This window comes from Myxococcus qinghaiensis (assembly GCF_024198215.1).
In the GTDB taxonomy this organism is placed as follows: domain Bacteria; phylum Myxococcota; class Myxococcia; order Myxococcales; family Myxococcaceae; genus Myxococcus; species Myxococcus qinghaiensis.
Genome location: NZ_JAKCFA010000001.1, coordinates 303,745 through 325,982 on the forward strand (window position 1 = coordinate 303,745; position 22,238 = coordinate 325,982).

Annotated in this window: 13 protein-coding genes; 7 read left to right on the top strand and 6 right to left on the bottom strand. The window is 69.6% G+C overall.

Going from position 1 to position 22,238, the window contains the following annotated elements; genetic code table 11:
- The first annotated feature begins 124 nt into the window (after nt 1–124).
- The 4 genes from LZ199_RS46585 to LZ199_RS01310 all read left to right on the top strand — a co-directional run bounded on the left by LZ199_RS46585 (nt 125) and on the right by LZ199_RS01310 (nt 8,739).
- Nucleotides 125–1,723, top strand: coding sequence for a GMC family oxidoreductase (locus tag LZ199_RS46585; RefSeq protein ID WP_253991792.1), 1,599 nt, complete (start codon nt 125–127; stop codon nt 1,721–1,723).
- A 140-nt stretch (nt 1,724–1,863) separates the two neighbouring features.
- A complete protein-coding gene (locus tag LZ199_RS01300) occupies nt 1,864–3,891 on the top strand; it encodes a membrane dipeptidase (RefSeq protein WP_407667156.1) in 2,028 nt (675 codons plus the stop codon).
- Nucleotides 3,892–3,958: 67 nt separating this feature from the next.
- Nucleotides 3,959–6,913 (top strand): DEAD/DEAH box helicase, encoded by a 2,955-nt coding sequence (locus tag LZ199_RS01305; protein WP_253991794.1) that lies wholly within the window; start codon nt 3,959–3,961, stop codon nt 6,911–6,913.
- Nucleotides 6,914–6,951: 38 nt separating this feature from the next.
- Nucleotides 6,952–8,739 (top strand): DUF885 domain-containing protein, encoded by a 1,788-nt coding sequence (locus LZ199_RS01310; protein WP_253992058.1) that lies wholly within the window; start codon nt 6,952–6,954, stop codon nt 8,737–8,739.
- Here the strand turns inward: LZ199_RS01310 and LZ199_RS01315 are convergent, their stop codons facing one another.
- The 3 genes from LZ199_RS01315 to LZ199_RS01325 all read right to left on the bottom strand — a co-directional run bounded on the left by LZ199_RS01315 (nt 8,740) and on the right by LZ199_RS01325 (nt 14,701).
- Nucleotides 8,740–10,479, bottom strand: coding sequence for a coiled-coil domain-containing protein (locus LZ199_RS01315; protein WP_253991795.1), 1,740 nt, complete (start codon nt 10,477–10,479; stop codon nt 8,740–8,742).
- A 136-nt stretch (nt 10,480–10,615) separates the two neighbouring features.
- A complete protein-coding gene (locus LZ199_RS01320; RefSeq protein ID WP_253991796.1) occupies nt 10,616–11,905 on the bottom strand; it encodes a DmpA family aminopeptidase in 1,290 nt (429 codons plus the stop codon).
- A gap of 84 nt (nt 11,906–11,989) precedes the next feature.
- The gene (locus LZ199_RS01325) at nt 11,990–14,701 is read right to left on the bottom strand and encodes a putative Ig domain-containing protein (protein WP_253991797.1); all 2,712 of its coding nucleotides are present in this window, start codon (nt 14,699–14,701) and stop codon (nt 11,990–11,992) included.
- 191 nt (nt 14,702–14,892) lie between these two features.
- On the opposite strand from LZ199_RS01325, the gene LZ199_RS01330 reads away from it, so the two are divergent.
- The gene (locus LZ199_RS01330) at nt 14,893–15,906 is read left to right on the top strand and encodes a hypothetical protein (RefSeq protein ID WP_253991798.1); all 1,014 of its coding nucleotides are present in this window, start codon (nt 14,893–14,895) and stop codon (nt 15,904–15,906) included.
- Between the two features lie 40 nt (nt 15,907–15,946).
- On the top strand, nt 15,947–16,108 hold the full coding sequence (locus LZ199_RS01335; RefSeq protein WP_323389096.1) for a hypothetical protein: 162 nt from the start codon (nt 15,947–15,949) through the stop codon (nt 16,106–16,108).
- Between the two features lie 10 nt (nt 16,109–16,118).
- Here the strand turns inward: LZ199_RS01335 and LZ199_RS01340 are convergent, their stop codons facing one another.
- Both LZ199_RS01340 and LZ199_RS01345 read right to left on the bottom strand, forming a co-directional pair.
- Nucleotides 16,119–16,538, bottom strand: coding sequence for a cupin domain-containing protein (locus LZ199_RS01340; protein WP_253991800.1), 420 nt, complete (start codon nt 16,536–16,538; stop codon nt 16,119–16,121).
- Between the two features lie 116 nt (nt 16,539–16,654).
- Nucleotides 16,655–16,978 (bottom strand): hypothetical protein, encoded by a 324-nt coding sequence (locus tag LZ199_RS01345; RefSeq protein WP_253991801.1) that lies wholly within the window; start codon nt 16,976–16,978, stop codon nt 16,655–16,657.
- Nucleotides 16,979–17,290: 312 nt separating this feature from the next.
- Between LZ199_RS01345 and LZ199_RS01350 the strand changes: the two genes are divergently transcribed.
- Nucleotides 17,291–18,466 carry an AI-2E family transporter gene (locus tag LZ199_RS01350; protein ID WP_253992059.1) on the top strand — a complete coding sequence of 392 codons (1,176 nt, stop codon included), beginning with the start codon at nt 17,291–17,293 and terminating at the stop codon, nt 18,464–18,466.
- 125 nt (nt 18,467–18,591) lie between these two features.
- Here LZ199_RS01350 and LZ199_RS01355 read toward each other — a convergent pair whose 3' ends face one another.
- Nucleotides 18,592–22,167, bottom strand: a complete 3,576-nt coding sequence (locus LZ199_RS01355) for an endopeptidase (RefSeq protein ID WP_253991802.1) — start codon at nt 22,165–22,167, stop codon at nt 18,592–18,594.
- Nucleotides 22,168–22,238: the final 71 nt, after the last annotated feature.

Sequence of the window (22,238 nt, forward strand, 5' to 3'; positions counted from 1 at the left end):
GCTCCACGTATCCTCACATTCCAGACATGTGCCGGCGAGTGGGCTGCGATGGCGTTGCGAAGAAGCGAGGCGGTGATTGGTAGACATTTGGTAATTTAAAGTCAATGCGCGGAGGGACACGCCGGTGAAGGCAGGGGAGGGCGACGTGTATGACGTGCTCGTCATTGGCAGCGGCGCAGGGGGCGGTCCGCTCGCGTTGACGTTGTCGCGAGCGGGGCTCCGGGTGCTGGTGTTGGAGCGCGGCCGTGAGCACTCGCGCGAGGACTATGTCCATGGCCCGGGCGGACTTGCCCCCAGTGACTTGATTCCTCGCGTCGACGAGGACCCTCACACCGTCGTCACTCGAAGGACCTCCACGCCCGTGCGCAACGCCCTGGGCTGGACGGCCTCGTGCGTGGGCGGCGCCACCGTGCACATGGGCGGATATTTCTACCGCTTCCATCCGGATGACCTGCGGATGCGCAGCCGCTTCGGGGACTTCGAGGAGCTGGCGGACTGGCCCTATGACTACGCCGCGCTGGAGCCCTGGTATGGCGTGGCGGAGCGAGAGGTTGGCGTCTCGGGGCTCGCGGGGAGCAATCCCTTCGAGGGGCCGCGCTCCAATCCGTTTCCCATGCCTCCCCTGGACGCGCACCCGCTGGCGGACGTCCTGGAGGCAGCCTGCCGGAAGCGGGGTCTGCATCCATTTCCCACGCCGCGCGCCATCAACTCCCGGCCCTATCAGGGGCGTCCGGCCTGCGCGTACTGCACCCTGTGCTCGGGGCTGGGCTGTCCGGTGGGCGCGCGAGGCAGCTCCCAGGAGGCGCTGCTGCCCCGCGCCGTGGCCACCGGCCGCTGCGAGGTGCGTGCCCTGGCCATGGCGCGGGAAATCACGCTCGGTCCCGAAGGCCGGGCCAATGGGTGTGTCTATCTGGATGCCCAGGGACAGTCACACCAGGTCCGCGCGCGGGTCGTCTGTGTCTGTTGTTCCGCCGTGGAGTCCGCGCGGCTGCTGTTGTTGTCCGCTTCCGCGCGCTTCCCCCGGGGATTGGCCAACGGCAATGGCCGCGTGGGCAGACATCTCCAGTTCCACGCCGTCACCATGGCCCAGGCGCGCCTGCCATTGGACCGTCACCCCGGCGCCCTGTTGAGCGCGCCCCATCCCTTCATCGGCCGCTCGGTGATGGACCACTACTTCCTGCCCGAAGGCGTGTCCGAGCTGGCCAAGGGCGGCCTCCTCCGCTTCGGCCGCACCCCTCCCGTGCCCGAGTCCGCTGGTGGCGGCCTGTCAGAGCCGGGCCAGCTTTTCTGCGAGGTGTTCCATGACTTCATCCCCAACGCGGGCACCTTCGTGGAGCTGGATGCGGACGTGAGGGACAGGTGGGGCCTGCCCGTCGCGCGCATCCGCCTGGACCGGCCCCGGCACCACGTGCTCGCGGGACAGTGGCTGCTGGCGCGCGCGCTGGAGCTGTTCGAGGACCTGGGCGCGGAGTCGATGACGCCGCTCATCGTCGGAGGCACGTCGTCGTACCTCGTCCATGGGACGTGCCGCGCGGGGAACGACGCGGCCACGTCCGTGGTGAATGGCTGGTGCCAGGCGCACGAGGTGGACAACCTCTTCGTCGTGGACGGCGGCTTCATGCCCACCTCCGGCGGCGCGGCCCCCACGCTGACCATCCTCGCCAACAGCTTCCGCACCGCGGACCACGTCGCCCGTCGCTTCCAGGCCGGCGACTTTCCGTGACGCACAGCGGCGTCCTCTGAAAACACTGTCTCGCGGTGAGCGGGGATTGCTCGATATGCCCGTCGTGCGGGGAGTATCCTCCCCGGGGCGAAGACGGAGCCGTCCGTCCGCTCATTTCAGAAGGAAGTCCCCCCATGTTCATGTCTCAGCACCGTCGGCGCCAGGGTGTCCTGGCCCTCCTTCCTCTCACCCTCTGTCTCGGGCTCGCGTGTGGCCCCGTGCAGGAGGGTGAGGCTCCCGTCGCGCCCGCCCCCGAGGTTCAGTCGCAGCCCCTGGCCGCGCCGGGCTTCGCGGAGCTGCACCACCACATGTTCGCGGAGGAGGCGTTCGGCGGCGGCTGGTTCCACGGCAGCCACACCGGCTCGCTGACGAGCTGTGACGGCGGCCTTCCGGAGAGCGACCACGCGCGGGTGCGCATGGACCTGAGCAACCTGCTCAACCTGTGCCCTGGGGTGGACCTGAGCGGCAACCCGCTCCTCGCGGCGCTCTTCGGCATCGGCGGCGCGGTGGGCTCGGAGTTCATCGGCAAAATCGAGGGCACCGAGGGCGACACGGGCATCCACCTGGGGCGCATGTCGGTCAACACCCAGTGGCCGCGCTGGGACACCATCGCGCATCAGCAGGCGTGGGAAGGGTGGCTGCGGCAGGCGCACCAGGGCGGCATGTCCCTGGTCATGGTGTCGCTGGTCAGCAACGAGTTCCTCTGCAAGGCGCTGCCGTACCAGAACATCTCCCGGCCGTGTGACGAGATGGCGGACGTGGAGCTGCAGCTCCAGATGGCGCGGGCCTTCGACGCGCGCACCGACTGGGCGGAGATCGCCCTGACGCCGTCGCACGCGCGCAACATCATCGCCTCGGGCAAGCTGGCCATCGTGCTCTCCATCGAGACGAGCAAGCTGTTCGGCACCAAGGACTGGCGCACGGAGCTGGACCGCTTCCACGCCCTGGGCGTCCGCTCGCTCCAGCCGGTGCACCAGCTGGACAACCGCTTCGGCGGCGCGGCGCTGCACAACCCCATCTTCCAGGCCGCCCAGTTCACGGAGAACTGCCACATCGACACCGACTGCGGCGTGACGACGGACACGATGACGCTGGGCTTCGACGTGTACCGCGACGCGGCCGGCAACTGCCGCAACACCAAGGGCCTCACCGCTGACGGCAAGGCCCTGCTCCAGACGATGATGGGCAAGGGCATGCTCATCGACGTGGCCCACCTGTCGGAGAAGGGCCTGCATGACGCATTCGCCGTCGCCCAGACGAACACCTACTACCCGCTGGTCATCTCCCACGGCCACTTCCGCGAGGTGATGAACCCGAAGCTCGCCAAGGACGAGAAGACGACGCCCGCGTGGGTGGTGCGCTACCTGCGCCAGACGGGTGGCATCTTCGGCCTGCGCACCGCGCATGACGAGACGCGCGCATACACGCGCTCTGGTGTCGCCAACAACTGCCACGGCTCCACGCGCTCGCTGGCGCAGGCCGTCGAGTTCGGCCGCCAGGGCCTGAAGGTCCCCATGGCCCTGGGCGCGGACCTCAACGGCTTCATCCAGCAGACGCGTCCGCGCTTCGGCAACAACGGCGCGTGCTCGGCGACGTTCCAGGCGGAAGCGGATGCGCACCTGCGCCAGCAGAACGTCTCCGGGCCCGCGCGCCTGGGCACGGGCTTCGACGAGTTCGGCCTCGCGCACGTGGGCTACCTGCCCGACTTGCTGAAGGACCTGGGCCGCGTGGGCGCCAACACCACGGGCCTGACGGGCTCCGCGGAGACCTTCCTCAAGGTGTGGGAGCGCGCGTCCAATCCGCGCACGGGCATGGCGGACGCGGCGGCGGACATCGACACCACGGGCGTGGCCACCTACGTGGACAAGGGCACGCGCGAGGCCGCGTACCCGGTGCTGTGCGGCGAGCACTACGCGCCGGACTCCAAGGCGGTGGGCGAGTCCTGCCGTTTCAAGGAGGAGTGCGTCAGCGACGCGTGCACCGCGTCCGGCTGCAACAGCGCGGGCACCTGCATCTGCGACGAGGAGGCCGACTGCGCCAGCACCCAGTACTGTGGTTGGGGGCTCAACACCGGCAAGTGCCAGCCGAAGAAGGCCAAGGGGGCGACCTGCCTGTATGGCAAGGAATGCCTGTCTAATAGCTGCCGGTGGACGCTGACCTGTAACTGAGCCGGGAGCCGGGGTGCGCATCGCCGTTGCGCGGCGCACCCCGGGGGCGTAGGGAGTCGAGACTCCCATGTCCGCATTCGCCAAGCTGCTCGAAGCCGTTCGGAAGGAAGCCCGCCCCGGTCTCTGGTCCAAGGGCGTGGGGCTCGCCCGTGACGGGGCCGTGGTCCTCCAGTCGAAGACGGACAGCGAGCTGGAGCTGAGGGTCCGCTCGGCGGGGCGCCCGGTCCCCTTCACGGTGGCCCTGTACCCCGCCGACGACGCCTGGGAGTGTGACTGCCCCAGCCTCGTGGACCCGTGCGAGCATGTCGTCGCGGCGGCCATCTCCCTCCAGCAGGCGGAGCGGGAGGACGCGCCCATGCAGACGGCGGCGGCCCGCTGGTCTCGCATCGTCTATCACTTCATGCGCACGGGGGACGGCCTCCAGCTCAAGCGCACGCTGGCTCACGCGGATGGCAAGGAAGAGGCGCTGGAAGGCAGCCTCACCTCGTACATCGCCAAGCCCGCGCAGGCCGCGAAGCTCCAGGTGGAGCAGGCGGACCTGCTCGCCGACCGCATCCTGGAGCAGCGGCGCACGCGCGGTACGCTCAATCCGGAGACGCTCGACGCGTTGCTCAAGGTGCTGGTGCAGGCGCGCAACGTCCTGTTGGACGGTCGCCCCGTCGCCATCCCCGACGAGGTGGTGGTGCCCCGGGCGCTCGTCGAGGAGCGGGGCGGTCAGCTGGTGGTGACGGTGGCGCGCGACGCGCGCGTGTCCGAGGTCGTGAGCCCCGGTGTGGCCCGCGTGGGAGATGCGCTGGCCCGGCTGGGTGAGACGGGCATGACGGGCCCGTGGCTCCAGAACCTCCCCATCGTCCGCACGTACAGCGCGGAGAACCTCGGCGAGCTGACGTCGAAGGTGCTGCCGGAGCTGGGCCGCCGGATGCCGGTGGATGTTCGCACCAGGCGCGTGCCGTCCATCGACCGCGAGCTCAAGCCGCGCATCCTCCTGGAGCTGAACCAGCTGGAGTCCGGCCTGTCCGTGTTGCCCACGCTCGTCTACGGCGCGCCGCCGACGGTGCGAATCGACAACGGGAAGATGGTGTACCTGCGCGGCGCGGTGCCGCTGCGCGACGAGGCGGTGGAGCAGCGGCTCATCCATGACTTGCGCGAGGAGCTGAACCTGGTGCCCGGCCGCCGGGTGACGGTGCAGGGGCCGGAGATGGTGCGCTGGGCGGACCGGCTGCGGCGGTGGGGCGGAGACCTGGCCGGTGATGGCGCGTCGGTGGTGAGCCCCGACGTGAAGCTGCGCCCGTCGCTCACGGTGGAGTCCGCGGGCAACGGGGCGGGCATTCCCGAGGTGCGCTTCACGCTCGAGTTCCAGGTGGAGGGTGGCAAGGGCGGCGAGGCCCGCTCGGTGGACGCCGCGGCCGTCGTCCGTGCGTGGCAGGAGGGGCTGGGGCTGGTGCCGCTGGTGGGCGGAGGCTGGGCGCCCCTGCCGCGCGCGTGGCTGGACAAACATGGCCAGCGCGTCGCGGACCTGCTCGCCGCGCGCCAGTCGGACGGACGGGTCGCCAACCACGCGCTGCCGCAGCTCTCCACGCTGTGCGAGACGCTGGAGCAGCCGCCTCCGCCGGGCCTGGACAAGCTGGCGCCGCTCGTCGAGGGCTTCGAGAAGCTGCCGCCGCCGGTGCTGCCCGAGGACCTCAACGCGTCCCTGCGCCACTATCAGCAGACGGGTGTGAGCTGGCTGGGCTTCCTCAAGAGCGCGGGGCTGGGCGGCATCCTCGCGGACGACATGGGCCTGGGAAAGACGCTGCAGACCATCTGCGTCCTGGGGCCTCGCTCGCTCGTCGTCTGCCCCACCAGCGTGCTGCCCAACTGGGTGGCGGAGCTCAAGCGCTTCCGTCCATCGCTGAGCGTCTGCGTCTACCACGGCCCCGGCCGTGAGCTGGACCCGGCGGCCGACGTGACGCTCACCACGTACTCGATTCTGCGCCTGGACGCGGCGGCGCTGGGCGCCAAGGAGTGGGCGGCCCTGGTGCTGGACGAGGCGCAGGCCATCAAGAACCCCGACAGCCAGGTGGCGCGCTCCGCGTTCGGCCTCAAGTCCAACTTCCGGCTGGCGCTCAGCGGCACGCCGCTGGAGAACCGGCTGGACGAGCTGTGGAGCTTGATGCACTTCACCACCCCGGGCCTGCTCGGGGGCCGGCGGCAGTTCGAGGAGAAGGTGTCGCGCCCCATCTCCGAGGGCAACGCGGCGGCGTCCGCCGACCTGCGCCGCCGCATCCGTCCCTTCGTGCTGCGCAGGCTCAAGCGCGACGTGGCGCCGGAGCTGCCGCCGCGCATCGAGTCGGTGATGCACGTGTCGCTGGATGAGCGCGAGCGCTCCATCTACGACTCCGTCATGGCGGCCACGCGCAAGGAAGTGGTCGCCCTGCTCAACGAGGGCGGCAGCGTGCTCAAGGCGCTGGAGGCGCTCCTGCGGCTGCGGCAGGCGGCGTGCCACCCCGCGCTGGTGCCCGGGCAGAAGGCGACCTCGTCGTCGAAGGTGGAGACGCTGGTGGACGCGCTCGACACCGCGGTGTCGGAGGGCCACAAGGCGCTCGTGTTCTCGCAGTGGACGTCGCTGTTGGACCTCATCGAGCCTGCGCTGAAGCAGGCGGGCATCGGCTTCGACCGGCTGGATGGCACCACCGTGAATCGCGGCGACGTCACGTCCCGCTTCCAGTCCGAGGACGGGCCGCCGGTGTTGCTGATGTCGCTGAAGGCGGGCGGCACGGGGTTGAATCTCACGGCGGCGGACCACGTGTTCCTGGTGGACCCGTGGTGGAACCCGGCCGTGGAGGCGCAGGCGGCGGACCGCGCGCATCGCATCGGCCAGGAGCGGCCCGTCAACGTCTACCGCCTGGTGTCCCAGGGCACCGTCGAGGAGCGCATCCTCGGGCTCCAGGACAAGAAGCGCGCGTTGATGGAGGCGGCCTTGAGCGAGGCGGCCGGCGCCGCGGCCATCACCCGTGAAGACCTGCTGGAGTTGTTCTCGTGACCTGGCTTCGACTGACCACCGTGGGAGTGCTCCTGATGATGTCCCTGGATGCCGAGGCGAAGAAGTCGGACGCGGCCACCGCGCTGCGCACCCTCATCGAGCAGGATTGGCAGTACCAGCTGGAGCACAGCCCGACGTACGCGTCGGTGCAGGGGGACCGTCGCTGGAACGAGCGCTGGGATGACCTGAGCCTCGCGGCCATCCAGGCGGACCACCAGCACTCGCGCCAGGTGCTGGAGAAGCTGAAGAAGGTGGAGCGCGCGAAGCTGTCCGCCGAGGACCAGCTCAACCTGGACCTGTTCCGCAAGGAGCACGAGACGTGGGTGGAGGAGCACCGCTTCGGCTGGTACCTGCTGCCCACGAACCAGATGGGCAGCATCCCGGAGGGAATCAGGCAGCCTCCCGGCGTGCAGACGGCCTACCAGCTGGCGGACACGCTGCGCTTCGAGACGGTGAAGGACTACGAGGACTGGCTCGTCCGGCTCCAGGGCTTCGGCACCTACGTGGACCAGGTGGTGGCGCTGATGCGCGAGGGCCTGCGCCAGAAGAAGGTGCACCCGCGCGTCATCCTCCAGCGCATCCCTCCCCAGATTCAGCGACAGCTGGTGGAGGACCCGACGAAGAGCGGCTTCTACAGCCCCTTCCTGCGCTTCCCGGAGAAGCTCTCCGCCGCGGAGCAGCAGCGCCTGGCGGAGGCGGGCCAGAAGGCCGTGCGCGAGGGCGTGGTGCCCGCGCTGCGGCGCTTCCACCAGTTCCTCACCGCCGAGTACATCCCCGGCGCGCCCGAGGCCGTGGGCATCTGGCAGTTGCAGGACGGCGCGGAGCTGTATGGCTTCTTCGCGCGCAAGTACACGACCACCACGCTGACGCCGGACGAGATTCACACCCGGGGGCTGGCGGAGGTGAAGCGCATCCGTGGAGAGATGGAGGCCATCATGAAGCGGACGGGCTTCCAGGGCTCGCTCGCGGAGTTCTTCCAGTTCCTGCGCACGGACCCGCGCTTCTACGCCCGCACCGGTGACGAGCTGCTGATGCGCTACCGGGCGCTGTCCAAGCAGATTGACCCGCGGCTGGTGCGCCTGTTCAAGACGCTGCCGCGCCAGCCCTACGCGGTGGAGCCGACGCCCGAGGCGATGGCGCCCGACGTGACGACGGGCTTCTACTACCCGGCGGCCTCGGACGGCTCGCGTCCCGGCACGTACCTGGTGAACCTCTACCGTCCGGAGACGCGCCCGCTCTGGGAGATGGTGCCGCTCACGCTGCACGAGGCCGTGCCCGGACACCACCTCCAGACGGCCCTGGCCACCGAGCAGACGGGGCTGCCGGAGTTCCGTCGCTACGGCTACTACGTGGCCTATGGCGAGGGCTGGGCGCTGTACTGCGAGACGCTGGGCGACGAGCTGGGCCTCTACGCGGACCCCTACGACAAGTTGGGCCAGCTCTCGTACGACATGTGGCGCGCCGTCCGCCTCGTGGTGGACACCGGCATGCACGCGAAGAAGTGGACGCGCCAGCAGGCCCTCGACTTCTTCATGGAGAACGCGCCCCGCCAGACGTTGGACATCACCAACGAGGTGGACCGCTACATCGCCTGGCCCGGACAGGCGCTCGCATACAAGGTGGGGCAGCTCAAGATTCAGGAGCTGCGCACGCGCGCGGAGCAGGCGCTGGGCTCGCGCTTCGATGTGCGCGAGTTCCACGACGTGGTGCTGCTCGGGGGCTCGCTGCCGCTGGACGTCCTGGAGCGCAAGGTCGACGCGTGGGTGGCGGGACAGCAGCCTCCCTCCGGAAAGAAGGGGGCTTCGTCCCACGCACCTGCGCCGTAGCTACTTGCCGAGCTTCACCGTGGCCCTCATCAGTTGCTTGAGGGCGCGGTGGGCGCGCGGGCCACCGGCCTTGATGATGCGGTCATTCAGGTCGTCCACCAGCCGGTGGCGAAGGGGAGGCTCGGTGGTGAGCAGGGCCTCGTAGCTGGCCCGCAGCTCCTCCTCCCGCTCCGCGAAGGCGCGCAGCTCCTGCTCCCGCGCGGCGAGCTGCTCCCTCAGGGTGAACAGCTCCTCCCGCTCCTCGTCGCGCACGGCGAGCCGCGCGCGCAGGGTGGTCAGCTCCAGTTGCTCCGCCTCCCACAGCGTGCGCTGTGACTCCAGCTCGCGCAGCCGCGCCTCGGTGGCCTCGCTCTGCGCGAGCAGGGCCTGGTGACGGGCTTCCGCGTCCCGTGCCGCGGCCTGGGCCGCCTGGGCGTCCTCGCTCCGTTGGTGATGCGCCTGCCGCAGCTCCTGGCGGAGGTCCTCCATCCACAGGGACGCACGGGCCACCCAGCTCAGGTCCTGGGGCGGCTGCTCCAGGCTGACGGTCAGCTGCTCCAGCCACGCACGGCGCAGCGCCCGCTGGGCGTCGATGTACTCCGTACCTCGCGCCAGGGACTGGCTCCAGTCGCTCGCGAGGAACTCCTCCAGCGAGCCCTCCGTCTCCGCGAGGCCCGCCTTCTTCTGACGGTAGTAGTCATTGAAGGCGAACAGGTGGGTGGGCACGCCCGCGACCTTGCCCAACAGCGTCACATGGTAGGACGAGGCGACCAGCACCTCGCTCTGGCGAATCTTCTCGACGGCCTGCGACAGCCGCCCCTGGAAGAGCAGGCCCACCAGGTCGATGACGTCCGCGAGCGGGAAGTGCTCCGGGAAGGCCGTCTTGCGCATGGCCGCGACGCTGTCCTCCACCACGGGCCGCTCGTCGATGTACGCGTTGAGGACGACGGGCGAGGCGCTCTCTCCAAACCGCGCGCGCAAGGCCTGGAGCTGCTCGTTCATCCGCGTGCTGGGCGTGGGCTGCTCCTCCGGGTCCTCGCCCACGTTGGTGTAGACGTATGTGGAGAGGTTCATGTGCAGCGCGAAGCGGCCGGGCACAGGCGACAGGGGTCCCGAGAGCGCGGCCTCCTCCGTCGCGCGAACCAGCTCCTCCAGCGCGTCGTCACCGGACAGCCGTGCCTGGATTCCACAGGCCACCAGGGCCTCGGTGGACTCCGGATCCCGACACCCGACGAGTGCGGGCTGCCACTGCCGCGCATGCGCCGCGACGCGGCTGGCGAATTCGGGCCCCACCTGGAGCCCGGACAGGACGTAGTGGACGGGGAGCCAGGTGCGCAGGACGGTCTCGATGAGCCCCAGCATCGAGTCCCCCCAGCGCGCGTTGAAGTACCCACCGCCGTAGACATGCAGGTGGGCCGGGCCCTGGAGCAGGAGAGGCGACACGGGCTCCAGCCCCAGCTCCCTCGCCGTGCGGTCCGCCTCCTCCCTGGGCGCGGCCGAGAAGAAGACGAAGTCCTCCGTTCCGAGGACGCCGGGGAGCTGTCGCAGGGCCTGTGGGTCCGCCACCCTGCTCAGCTCATGCAGGGAGGCGACGACCGAGGACTCCTTGCGCGCGCGGTGCCAGCGCACGACGCCTTGGAGCATGAGGATGTCCCCGAAGTTCCAGTAGCCGTTGAATCCTCCAACGAGGAGGACCTTTGGCAGTTCGGGGCTGTTGAGCTTCTTCAGGGTGATGGGCGTCGCGAAGAAGGAGAAGCGCATCCTTTTTCTTAACCACGGACCCCGCGACGCCGTCACCCGTAACCGACGTCATGAGATGTGACAGTGCACCGTTTCACAGAGGCTCGGTCGCTTCTCGCGCGAATGTTTCACGCATACCGCCGAGCACACCTCCCGCTCAGCGCCCCGACTTCCTGGCGGGCGACGGCTTGGGCGCGGGCGTGAGCCGTCCATGTTTCCTCAGGGCCTTCACCAGGCCGTCATGCGGCAGGCCGTAGACGCGGACATTGTCCGCGCCCGTCATGGTGTCGGAGGCGAGCATCGCGTTGAGGATGGCTTCCTGCGTGGCCTGCACGGTGGCCTCGAAGAGGGGGTTGAGTCTGTCATTGCCGAGCACCGTGATGTTGGCGACATGGGCCTCCGTCGGAGGCTTCACGTGCTGGGTGGAGAACGCGAGGAAGATGTCTCCCGAGTAGTTCTCACCCAGTCCGCCCATCTTGGAGATGCCCAGGGGCACGCGCCGCGCGAGCCGTCCGAGCTGATGGGGCAAGAGGGGCGCATCCGTCGCGACGACGACGATGATGGAGCCCGCTCCCTCGAAGGGATTGGGCGCGGAGGGGAGGGCGCTCGTGGCGCCACAGGACGACATGGAGCTCAGCATGGGGCTGCCGGGCTTCTGCGCGCCGAGGTAGCAGGGCTTGTTCCCCGGCAGCTCCTCGCCCACGGGGACGCCCTCGACGGAGAACAGGCGCCGCGAGCCGTAGTTGCACTGCACCAGCACGCCCAGGGTGTAGCCGCCCGCGGACTCGGGCAGCTTGCGGGACGCGGTGCCGATGCCACCCTTGAAGCCGTGGCACACCATGCCGGTGCCTCCACCGACGGAGCCCTCCGCCATGGGGCCCGGGCGTGCCTTCTCCAGGGCCTGGATTGCGTGCTGGGGCTTGAGGTGGAAGCCGTAGATGTCGTTGAGCATCCCGTCCCACGTCTCCGCGACGACGGGCAGGCCCAAGTCCCAGGCGAGGTTCTTGTCCACCGCCCAGGAGATGACGGCTTCGCGCGCCGCGCCGATGTCGTTGGTGTTGGTGATCATCACCGGGCCGTTGAGCTCACCGGACTCCTGAATCCAGTGGGTGCCCGTCATCTCGCCGTTGCCGTTGAGGGCGTAGGTGGCGGCGAACACCGGCTCGGACACGCCGTCTTTGCCTCGGGGCAGCACCGCAGTGACGCCGGTGCGCACGGGACCTTTGCCCTTCTCGATGCGGCCCTCGCCGGAGATGAGCGTCGTGTGGCCCACCTCCACGCCGGGCACGTCGGTGATGGCGTCGAGGGGACCGGACTGGCCGCCGAAGGTGATGCCCAGGTCCCTGGCGCGAGCCCGGGGGCGCTCTGCCTGAGCGGTGGCGAGCGAGGGAGTCATCGACAAGCAGAGCAGCACGGAGGGGAGCAGCAGTCGCCAGCGGTTGCGCATGCCCCGCTTCCTACTCCTCCCCGCACCGCCCGTGTAGCGCGGAGGTGAGGGCGCCCGTGGATTCTCGAGCGCCCTCGCGGTGCGTCAGAACGCGGTGCCGTCCGCGCGCAGGCCAGGAGACGAAGACAGTCCGGAGGGCAGCGTGGTGTGTCGCACGAAGGTTCCATTCGGGTCCGCGTCCGGGGAGCGGTTGTCGGACACGTTGTCCACGGTGGAGATGTAGCTGTACGTGTCCACGTCGGCGTTGTCCGACTTGCGCAGCCGCACGGTGTCGCTGTCGTTGCCCAGGCCCAGGGCTCCACTGGAGGCGCGCACCGCGTTCGTCCTGCCCGGGGGAATGCCCGCCGTCCCGCCGAAGACGACCACGGCCTTGCCCGCGCCAAGCGTCGTGCCCGCCGGGAAGACATGGCGCGAGAGGGCGGAGTCCCACACGCTCCAGCCGGAGATGTCCACGGCGACAGCGCCCACGTTGACCAGCTCCACGAACTCGTAGGCGACGTTGTTGCTGCTGCCGACGGCGGGCTCGTTGGCGAGCACCTCGTTGATGATGACGCGGCCGGTGCCCGTGGTGATGGTCAACGCGGAATCACTCTCGTCGAAGAGGGCGGCGTTCGAGGCGTCCACCACGCGCACGAGCGTGTTGCTGGACGCGACGGCCGGCAGCGTCCACGCGTAGCTGCCCTGGACGGCGGGCACCGAGGCGGCCAGCACGCTCCACATTGTACCGCCGTCGGTGGTGGCCTCCACGCGCACGTCGGCGATGCCCCAGGCGTGCCAGCGGATGGGGAGCACGGAGCCCGCCGCGTAGGTGCCGCCATGGGGCTCCTTGAGCCGCAGGAAGGGCGCCGTCGCGGAGCTGAACGCGTAGGCGCTCACGACGGGGCGATGGTCGCTCAGGGTGTTCAGGTAGTCGGGCACCCACTGGTCCGCGTAGAGGACCTCGGCGGTGTCGGGGAGGTAGCGGGCGGCCACCTCGTTGCTGGCCAACGTGTGGTCCACCACGTTCTCGAAGCCGATGGACGTGTCGTCGCCCGCCAGTGACAGCTCGCGGGTGATGAAGGTGTAGCCGCTCGGGTCCGACACGAAATCCTGGTACGGCGTGGGCAGCGGCTGCTGGGTGTCGGGGTCCAGGGAGATGGACTCGTCCACGTCGTCGTTCCAGTCGCCGATGACGAGCACGTGTGTCTGCGCGAGGTTCTGGTCCAGGTACTCCTTCAGCGCGGCGCTCGCGCGCTCCCGGGCCGCGCGGGGGCCGGTGGGGTCCGCGCTCTCCGCGCGCATGTGGACCACGATGGCGACAAGCGGCGTCTGCGTGCCCTGGATTTCGGTGGTGAAGTTCACCCGCAGGGGCGGGCGGTTTCCGAAGTCGCTCTCGGTGCCGATGCGCAGCAGCTCCGCGCTCTGGAAGGAGAGCGAGCTGTCGTAGAGGATGCCCAGCTTCTGCGTGCTGGCGCCGTACGGACTGGTGCTGCCGGTGACGAAGCTGGCGTTGTTGGAGAGAAAGCCGCTGAAGCCCGGGAGCTGGGCCTTGAGGGTGTCGAAGTCGGCGACGTCGACCATCTCCACCATGCCCCACAGGTTGGCGCCCGCCTCGAGCATGACGTCGCGTGCGTAGGCGATCTGCAGGTCATCCAGCGCACCGCCCTGTGACGTGGAGTTCGGGGGGCCCTGCGTGTCCGAGCCGAAGTAGGTGAGGTTGTAGTGGCCCACCTTGAACACCGGAGGGCTGAAGCCGGTGATGGACAGCACCAGGCTCCGCGAGGCCGTGCGGGACGTCGAGTCCGTCGCGGTGACGATGAGGTCGAAGGTGCCCTGCACGGTGGGCGTCCCGGAGAGGACCCCCGAGGAGGACAGCGCGAGGCCGTCCGGCAACGCCCCCATCGTGACGGCCCAGCTCAGGGGCTCCACGCCTCTAGCGGCCGTGAGGGTGGACTCGTAGGACTCGTCCCGGGTGGCACCGGGCAGCGACGTGGTGGTGACGGTGAAGGCCGTCAGGACGATGAGCTGGGAAGCGTACAGCGCCCCCTTGCCGTTGGCGTCCGTGGCCGACACGACGAAGCTGAACTCACCCGCCTGGGTGAGCGTTCCCTGGAGGAGTCCCTGGCCGGACAGCGACAGGCCCGGCGGCAGGTCGCCCACGGGCGCGAAGGTGAAGGGCGCCTTGCCTCCGGAGGCGGTCAGCGTGAGCGAGAGGCTGTCACCCACTTGCCGGGTGGAGAGCTGGAACTGGCCGATGCGCGGAGGCTCGTAGACGGTGAGCGCGAGGTCCGCGGTATCGCTCTCGCCTGACGCGTCCCGCGCGCGCACGGTGAAGGTGGAGGTCCCCGCTGCGGAGGGCGTCCCGGTGAGCGTCCCGTTGGCGTTGAGCGAGAGGCCCGCGGGCAGCGCTCCGGCGGTGCGGTCCCAGGTCAGCGGAGCCCGTCCACCGGAGGCCGATAGGACGATGGAGTACAGGCTGCCGGTGTAGGTGTCCGCCAGCGTCTCCGTGAGGATGGCAGGAGGCGTGGCGGGGCCGGCGTCCGTCTCGGGGCCCGCGTCCGGGACGAAGCCACCGTCCAGGTCGGGACCGCTGTCCGGGGTGAAGCCGCCATCCGTGTCGGGGCCCGCGTCGGTGCTCGGCCCACTGTCGGGCGTGGGGCCCGCGTCGGTGCTCGGGCCACTGTCGGGGTCGCCGTTGTTGGGGCCGGCATCTGCCTGGACTCCGCTGTCCACCACCCCGGGGGTGGGGTCGGAGTCGGAGCAGGCGGCCAACAGGAAGAGGACGAGCAGCGGCGCGAGTGCGCGATGCGACACCATGAAAGAACTCCAAGCGAGGAACGAAGGACGCGGAGAGAAGTGAATCCTAGCGCAGGGGCTTCTCGCACGCGGGTGGGGTGAGGCAGGGGCGTCAGGTCCGTTTCGAGCCCGGCGTCGGAGGCCACGAGACCGGCCCCCCGACGCACGGTTCCTGGAGCTGGCCCCTCGGCTCCTTGCGCGAAAGAACATTCATGACCGAGCGTGAGCTGACGCATCTCGAGGTGCCGTGTTTCGTCGATTTCACGGAGGCCCTCTCGGGGCGGGAGTTGATGGCCCAGGGCGTGGGACCCGACTTCGACCTGTGGCTCCTGGCCCTGGAGGGAGAACGGGATGACCGGGAGCAAGTCGCACCGGACCTGCCTTCCTTCGCGAAGTCGCTGGCGGACACACCCCAGTCCTACGAAGTCCTTCGCTTCTCCGCGCCGGGGGCTCCACCCGAGTGCGTCCGCCTGCCCCCCAACCGACGCAACTTCCATTTCGTGCAGCCGCTCCCGGACGGTGAGGTGCTGCTGGTGGGCGGGCGCTGCAGGTACCTCGACAAGGACGCGCACGAGCGCAACGCGGTGGTCTTCTCCCGCGACGGGCGCATGACGCGCGAGCTGACCCTCGGTGACGGCATCCAGGACGTGCAGGCCACCGCCGATGGGCGCCTGTGGGTGAGCTACTTCGACGAAGGCGTGCTCGGCAACCGGGGGTGGGGTCGTGGGGATATCGACAGCGAGCCGATTGGACGCAGTGGGCTGGTCCTCTTCGATGCGCGGGGCCAGCGACTGAGTGAGTACGACGCGAGGGCCGTGGGCACCGACGTCATCGTCGACTGCTATGCGCTCAACGTCGCGGCGAACGACGAGATGTGGCTGTACTTCTACACGGACTTTCCCCTGGTCCGCCTTCGCGAGGGGGGACGTCCCGCCGTCTGGAAGACCCCCGTCGCCGGAGCGAGCGCGCTCGCCGTGGGCGCGACGCACGTGCTGTTCGGGGGCTCCTATTCAGCGCGCTCCACCTTCGAGCTGTTCGCCCTGCACGGTGGCGGTAGGGACGCGCTCGTTCCCGCGGGCACCTTCGTCTTCGTGGACCCGGACGGGACGCGGTGGCAGCCCACGTGGATGTGCGGGCGCGGCCCCTGGCTCTATGGCGGCGAAGGCACGCGCGCTTTTCGTATCGACCTCGACACTCTCGTCGCGGCGACCCGGGTCTGGCACTGAATGCTCCTGACACTCTCCACGACACACCACCCGACGCTACCTGTGCCACCAGCGGAGCCTCGCGCGCGAGGCCATGGCGTGGCTGGCGGAGGTTGACGAGGCCCTGGAGCGCTTCGTCTGGAAGGAGCCGCTGCGGCGCGTGCACGAGTGTGTCTTCGGCGTGCTCGCGCTGGAGAGCGAGCCGGTGGACCCTCGGCTGTAGGCCCGTGGAGTCAGTGCAGTCCAGGCGCTGACTCGGGCGTGATTCCGGGGCGGCTCGTCTTCGAGGCCTCTCGCTGGGCGTACTCCGCCATGCCCTCGAAGTCGACGGCGAGGCAGGCCTCGTTGCCGATGACCCACGCGTCGTGTCCCGGTGGGATGATGGCCACGTCCCCAGGGCCCAGCTCGTCCTGGGTGCCGTCGTCCATCTTCACCACCATCCTCCCGCTGATGACGTAGAGGGAGTGGGCCACCTGGCAGCTCTCCGTGCCGGCGATGGGCTTGACGTCCTGGGACCACTTCCAGCCGGGCTCGAAGACGCCCAGCCCCACCGTGCGCCCCTCGTCGAACTGGAGAACGTCCGCATGCCCGTGCGCCGCGAACGGCCGGCGCTCGTCGGGTGTCGAGAATCGCTTGATGATGAACTCGCTCATGATGTTTCCCCCCGCGAGCCAGAGGAGGGAGGACGCGTCGCGCGCCCCAGACACCCCGGGCCCGCCCATGTGTTTCCCATGGGAAACCTAGGGACGCGCCCGGCCCGTGTCAGCGCTCAGGTCATCAACTCCAGCGGCATGGACAACCCGGCCTCGAACCCGGGCTCCTCGCGCAGCTGCTCCAGCACGCCGCGCGTGCAGTGCAGCGTCACCAGGGGAAACAACCCCGGCTCGCTCACCCAGCGCACCGCGCTCATCAGATGCCGCGCCCGCAGGAAGCCCAGCACCGCGTCGCGGAACTGCTGGCTCTCCTCGCCTGCTTGCTTGTGCACGGCCGCGCGACTGCGAGGCGCTGGGGCCGGCTGCTTGCTCGCCTGACGCGAGGACGGCCGGGACGCAGTGGGCTGCTCCCGGGGCATGACGATGGCTTCAATCCACATCGTGTCGCCCTCCTCGTGGCGTGGTGATTCCAGACCTGCTTGAAGATTATCGGACAAGGACGCGGTCCAGTTGTGTCCCTTCCTCGTCGAACAAAAGGGTGGGGCGCCTGCACCCCCATGGCACGGGTTCGATTCGGAGGGCCGCTGCCCGCCCCGTGGAGTCAGGGGGCGACAGAGGGCCTGACCGCTCGGCTGCTCCACGAGGCGACGGCCATCCCCATGAGGCGAGCAGGGCCTGCCACGTCAGGCGGCGCTCCGGCTCGCACGCGAAGGGGCCTGACGGGCGGAGCACCACTTCCTACCTTGTCGCCCATGAAGGACTCCAGTCGCCAGCTCCCGGTCTACGTGCCCGCCCGCACGGTCTGGGCCGTGGGGCTGCAGGTGCTGCTGTTAGCCATCTGCTGGTTGGTGCTCCGGCGGCTGTATCCGCTGCTCACGCTCCTGGCCGTGGTGATGCTGCTGTCCCTCGCCCTGGATCCGCTGGTGCGGAGGCTGGAGGCGTGGGGCCTCAAGCGCGGGCTGGGGGTGGCCGTGGTGGCGCTGGTCCTCCTGGGATTGGTGGGCGTGCTGGTGGGCACGCTCGTGCCCGCGCTCGTCCAGCAGATAGAGGGGCTGGTCCAGGCGATGCCGGGGCTCCTGGAGCGGCTCGCGCAATCCCACTGGGTCCAGGAGCTGGGCGTGCGCTACGGCTTCGAGCCGCGGCCCGAGGAGCTCTTGCGCTTCGAGCCGCTGGACCTGGCGGGTCGCGCCGTCGGAGTCCTCTCCTCCACCCTGGGGCTGCTGGCGGCGGGCATCACCGTGGTGGCCCTCTCCGTCTTCAGCCTGCTGTTCGGCAAGGAACTCTACGAGAGCATCCTCCAGTGGGTGGTACCGCGCCGTCGGCACCACGTGCGGGAGCTGGTGGAACGCATGCGCACCGCGGTGAGCAACTACGTCGCGGGCACGCTGCTGGTGATGACCATCGGCGGCACCGTGGCCGCCACCGTCGCGCTCATCCAGGGCGTGCCCTTCTTCCTGGCACTGGGGCTCGCGGTGATGGTGCTGGGCGTCATCCCCTACATCGGCAGTGTCATCAGCGCCGTGCTGGTGAGCCTCACGACGCTGGCCACGGTGGGGCTGCGGCAGGCCGTCATCGCGCTGGTCGTCTTCATGGTCTACCAGCAGATTGAATCCAACGTGCTGGGCCCCATGGTGCAACGCCGCGCCATCCGGATGAATCCGCTGCTCATCTCCATCGTCGTGTTGTGTGGCGGCGCGCTGGCGGGCCTGCTGGGCGCGGTCATCGCCGTCCCCCTGGCCGCAGCCTCGCAGGTGCTCATCCAGGAGGTGCTCCGCGAGCGGCAGCTGCGCTGGAAGCGCGCCCACCGGCGCGAGCACGCCCGGCGCCAGGCGGGGAAGGGCGCGGTGGAGGAGGGGCTGCTGTTCGCCGGCCCCATGGACGACGCGCCCGTGCCGGACGGGTCCGGGCCCGAGGATGACCGGCACTGAGCGGCGGGGGCCCGACGTGAAGAAGGGCTCCCGGCGGATGGCCGGAAGCCCTTCGGATTCAGCTCAACCTGACGTCAGTGCCGCCCCTCCGGCCCGGGATGCGCCGGAGGAGTGGCGCCGGGCGTTCAGCGACCCGCGGGGGCCGAGCGGCCCTGCGAGGTGACCGACTTGCCGGTGTCCGCGGCGGCCACGGACGTGCCGACCGAGAAGACCAGGTCGTCACGGTCGTTGTAGCCGCCGGTGGCGCACGAGCTCGCCGTCCCGTTGAAGCGGAACTGCGGACGGATGGCGTGCGTGCCCGCCGTGGCGCTCAGGTTGAACGTGTGCGTGAAGGTCCGCGCACCCGTCCCGGGGCAAGCCTGGTTGGTGGTCAGCGCCGTCCAGGCCGGAGCGGACGCGTTCGAGGTGTAATAGAGGTCGAAGAAGTCCGTCGTCCCCCAGCACCACACGGTGACTTCCACCGTCACCTGCTTGCCGACGGCGAAGGCGCCCTGGTCCGTCGTCTTGATGACCACCCGGTCGATGCTCTCGTCGGAGTGGTAGACGCCGGAGGTGCCATCAGCGCACGAGTCGTTGATGGTATTCGGCTGGTTCGGCTCGGTGCCCGAGGAGAGCGTGCCGCGGCCGTTGACCAGCGTGGGGCCGGTGTCGCAGCCGCAGACGTTGCCGCACGTCGGCGCCTGGAGCGTGGTGTTGAACGTGGCCAGCGCGGGCGTGCAGACCGTGCTGGTGGTGAAGCTGCGCGTCGTGCTGTTGGGGCTGGCGCCGCAGACGTCCGCCGCGCGGACCCGCCAGAAGTACGTGGTGGCGCTCGACAGGGCCGGAGTCACGGTCCAGTTGCTGGCCGTCAGGCCCGTGCCGGTCCGGACGATGTTGGTGAAGCCCGAGTCGCTGGCCACTTCGACCACGTAGCTCGCCGCGCTCGCGACGTCAGACCAGTCCAGGGCCGCCGACGTGGCGACGCCCGTGGCGGCGTCCGCCGGAGACGTCAGCGTCGGAGCCGACAGCACCGTGCAGCCGCGCGTGGTGTAGCTGAACGCGTTGGACCACGCGCCCACACCGCCGCACGAGTTGTTCGCCCGCACGCGCCAGTAGTAGGTGGTGTTGACGTTCAGCGCGGGGGACACCGTCCAGGTGCTGGCGACCAGCGAGTTGGCGGAGGCCGCCACCGTCGCGAACGTCGGGCTGGTGGAGACCTGGACCTCGTAGGTGGAGGCACCGGACACATCCCCCCAGTCGAGCACCGCGGCCAGCTCCGCGCCGACGGCACCGTTGCTGGGGCTGGACAGCGTGGCGAGGCCCGGCGCGGTGCAGGCCGGCGTGGCGCACGAGCAGGTGCTCGCCGCGCCGTAGCACGCGTTCGAGGACGCGGGGACGATGGAGTAGCAGTACTCGCGGCCGTTGGCGACCTCGGTATCCGTGTAGGTGGTGCCGGACACGGTGGCGACCTTCGCCTTGCCGAAGTCACAGCCCATGCCCTCGGTCTTCATCACCCAGTACTCGCTGGCGCCAGCGGAGGCCGTCCAGTTCAGGGCAATCTGACCGTCACCCGCGGTGGTGGTGTGCGTGGGCTTCGCCGTGGGGCCGCCGGAACAGCCGGAGTTCACCGGGGGCGTGGTGTTACAGGCGATGTTGTGGCGGGCGAACGCGGCGTGGATGGCCGTCATGTGCGGCGTGCCGTCGGCCAGGTTGCCGTTGTCGTCATCCGCCGCCAGCCACTGCATGTAGCCGTTGGTGGAGCCGCAGCCGTCGGACGTGCCGCCGCTGCAGTTGCAGGAGTGCCACGCGCCCACGTTGCCGCTGCCCTGGTAGAACAGCTTGTTGCCGACGATGAACGCCGTGTTGTCGTCGTAGTTGAACGGCGCGCCAGCCAGGTCGATCTTGACCAGGTCCCAAGCGGCCTGCCGCGCGGGAGAGGCGGCGCAGTGCACCTGACGGCTGCACGGGCCGGTGCCGGAGCTGCAGTTGGGGCACACGAAGTTCTGCGGGGTGGCCGGAGGAGCGGCGACACCGCCGAACGTGGCGGCCTTCCAGTCCGCGTCACGCACGCCGGAGCACTTGGTGTTGCACCACGCCGCGCCCGTCTGCGACTCGTTCTGGTTGTAGCTCAGGCCGTCCGGCGTCATCCCGCAGCCACGGTTGCTGGTGAGGAAGAAGCCGTAGCCCACGCAGGACGTCTGCAGACGGTAGATGGCCGCGATGTCCGCGTAGCCCTCGCTGGAGTTCGACAGCGAGCCGTTCGCGTCGAAGTCATCCAGGCCATGGCCCCACTCGTGGTCGAACACGGCGCCAATCTCACCGGTGTTCCCGCAGCCACCGCCGCTGCGGTAGAAGTTGACCGACGAGCCGTTCCAGAAGGCGTTGCAGGTGCTGTTGATGTTGACGTTCGACAGCAGCTGCGTGGACAGCCAGGTGTTGCCCGGCAGGTAGCCGCGGGCCTGCTCGGCCAGCTTGTTCAGCTCGTAGAAGCTGGAGCGCGACGCGGCGGTGTTGCCCGCGGAGGTGCCGGCGGGCACGGTGCAGTCGTGGTTGCCGTTCACGCCGCCCAGGGCGATGTTGCCCGTGGTGGAGCTGACGTTGATCGCGCCGCAGGTGTCCGCCACGCGGACGTAGCGGCCGGACAGCGTGGTGTTCGAGGTGCCGGAGCTGTAGGCGAAGATGCCCGCGCCGTCCGTGAAGTTGTTGGGCGAGGCAATGCCCGTGTTCGCCCAGGGCATGGGCGAGTTGGGCTTCATGGTGCCGCACACCGTGTTGTCCACGCAGGTGCCGATGTTGGTGGACGGGTAGATGCCGCCCTGGATCTGCGCGTCGAAGTAGTGGTTGTCGTCCTCGATGGCGAGCGTCTCGCCGGAGTGCGCGTCCACCGTCACCTTCCAGCGCTGGTGGGCCGCCGGGTCCTGGAAGCCGTAGGCGTAGACCAGGCGATGCTCGTAGCCGGTGCCCGTGGCGCCGGCAAACGACTCACCCTGGGGCGCCATGGGGGCGATCTCCAGCGTGGGCTGCTGCCAGAGCTGCTGCGGGCTGGTGTTCATGCCGACGAAGCCGTTGCCGGAGACGAGCGCGTCGTTCGGCGCGAGCGCCGGGCGCGTGTCGATGCCCACGTTGGCCCAGGCCTCGGTGCCGATGAGGATGAGGTTGCCGTGGCTGATGGTCGCGGCGATGCGCGCGTGGCGCACCGTCAGGCCGTTGACCACCTGCTGGATGTGGACCTGCCACAGGTTGTCGGTGACGCGCGTGACGCGGGGCGCGCCCAGCTGCATCAGGTCGATGTTGAACGCGGCCTGGTTGTCGGCGATGAACTTGAAGACCAGGTCGCCGATGACGGACTCGTCCACGTCCGCCACGGAGCGGCCAATGGACTCACGCACGCTGTCCAGCGTCACGTTGTTGCGGAAGCCCTTGCCGGGGATGAGGGGAACCGAGCCCTCGATGCCCGACGGAGTGCCGGTGCGAGGGTCGATGTGGACGCGGAAGTCCTTCCCGTTGCGGCTGAAGAAGTCGTCCCAACCCGTGGCCGTCTCCTTGGCCATGGTGCGCATTGCCTGGTCCAGCGGGGTGTTCTGGATGGGGAGGTAGAACTCAGGCTTGTAGAAGGCCTTGCTGGCGATGGCGCTCTGGCCCTGTTCGGGCGGTTGCACTGCCCAGCTCGTCGCTGACATGAGCAAGGCAAGACATGCTGCTGACACCTTGGTGTGGCGCATGCATCTCTCCTCTATGAGGGTCCCGAGGGTCGGACCCGAGGTGGCTCCCAGACAGACGGAGCCCGCACACG